Source organism: Flavobacterium glaciei, from assembly GCF_003350545.1.
Taxonomy (GTDB): domain Bacteria; phylum Bacteroidota; class Bacteroidia; order Flavobacteriales; family Flavobacteriaceae; genus Flavobacterium; species Flavobacterium glaciei.
Genome location: NZ_QQBA01000038.1, coordinates 1 through 1,677, shown reverse-complemented (window position 1 = coordinate 1,677; position 1,677 = coordinate 1). Strand labels below are relative to the sequence as shown.

At 34.1% G+C, this 1,677-nt stretch carries 1 protein-coding gene; it reads left to right on the top strand.

From position 1 onward, the window contains the following. Window positions 1-36: 36 nt before the first annotated feature. Window positions 37-1,485 (top strand): IS1182 family transposase, encoded by a 1,449-nt coding sequence (locus tag DFR66_RS13760; protein ID WP_114755388.1) that lies wholly within the window; start codon window positions 37-39, stop codon window positions 1,483-1,485. Window positions 1,486-1,677 lie beyond the last annotated feature (192 nt).

Sequence of the window (1,677 nt, the reverse complement as noted above, 5' to 3'; positions counted from 1 at the left end):
TTTCGTATTTTTAACTGTAACCATAAGGCTTTTTAGATGTTAGTTCAGCAACAAAAAATTCAGTTCAGTCCGTATTCTTCGTTATATGATTTAATCGTTCCCAAGGATAATATGCTAAGGAAAATTAATGAGTTGATTGATTTTTCATTTATCTACGATGAGTTGTTAAATAAGTATTGCGCCAATAATGGACGCACAGCAGAGAGTCCTGTGCGTATGTTCAAGTATTTACTTCTGAAAACAATTTATACCGTTTCTGATGTTGATGTAGTGGAGCGTTCGCGTTTTGATATGTCTTTTAAGTATTTTTTGGAAATGGCACCGGAGGAAGATGTCATAAATTCAAGTTCCTTGACAAAATTTAGAAAACTACGTTTGAAGGACACCGACTTATTAAATCTATTGATTGGCAAAACAGTTTCTATTGCTATCGAAAAAGGGATTGTTCGTTCAAAGTCTATTATAGTTGATGCCACACATACTTTATCGAGATCGAATCCATTTTCAGCAATTGAAGTATTGAGAGAGCGTTCTAAACTACTACGAAAAACGGTTTATTTATTTGATGACCAATGGAAAGAACGCATGCCGGAAAAGAACAACACTAATGAATTAGAAAAGGAATTGACCTATTGTAAAGAGTTGGAGAAAGTAATTGAAAAAGAACAAGCTTTAAGCTCTATACCTGCTGTAAAAGAAAAATTAAACTTGCTTAAAGAAACAATAGAAGATACTCAGGAAAATTTTACGTTATCAAAAGATACAGATGCTAAAACAGGTCATAAATCCGCTGATAGTTCCTTCTTTGGATATAAGACTCATTTGGCGATGACCGAAGAGCGCATCATTACAGCGGCTGTAGTCACATCAGGCGAAAAAGGAGATGGGCCAGAATTACCTAAACTTTTAGAGATTAGTCAGGAAAACGGAATCGATGTTGATACTATTATTGGCGATGGAGCTTATACAGGAAAAGAAAATCTCAAACTCACAAGAGAGCAAAATATTAAAGTGGTAGCTAGACTGAATGTTACAATAGCACAAGGAGCTAGAAAAGACGAAGATAAATTTGATTACAATAAAGATGCCGATAGATTTGTTTGTCCTGCAGGTCATATGGCTATACGAAAGGCTGTTCAGGGCAAAAAAAATGTTGGAAAGAATAAAGTAGACACCTACTATTTTGATGTAGAAAAATGTAAGACTTGCCCTTTAAAAGAGGGGTGTTATAAAGAGGGATCCAAGACAAAAACATATTCGGTGTCGATAAAATCAGACTTACACCAAGAACAAATCAGCTTTCAAGAAACTGACTATTACAAAGAAAAAGCAAAACACCGATACAAAATAGAAGCGAAAAACAGTGAGTTAAAAAATGTACATGGGTATGATAGAGCGATATCGTATGGTATTACCAATATGCAAATGCAAGGTGCAATAGCAATTTTCGCGGTCAACTTAAAAAGAATACTGAAATTAATATAGGAAATGCAATCTACACGCGCATTAGGCAAAATGAAACTATATAAGTCAAAAATAGACTGATACAACCTACATTAAAAAACAGTTACAAAAAGAAAAACGCTTATAACGGATGTTTAAAATCCTGTTATAAGCGTTTCTTTATTGTCTAAAAAACGACTCTAATCAAAATAAGCGAAGTTTTTCAGTGCCCTC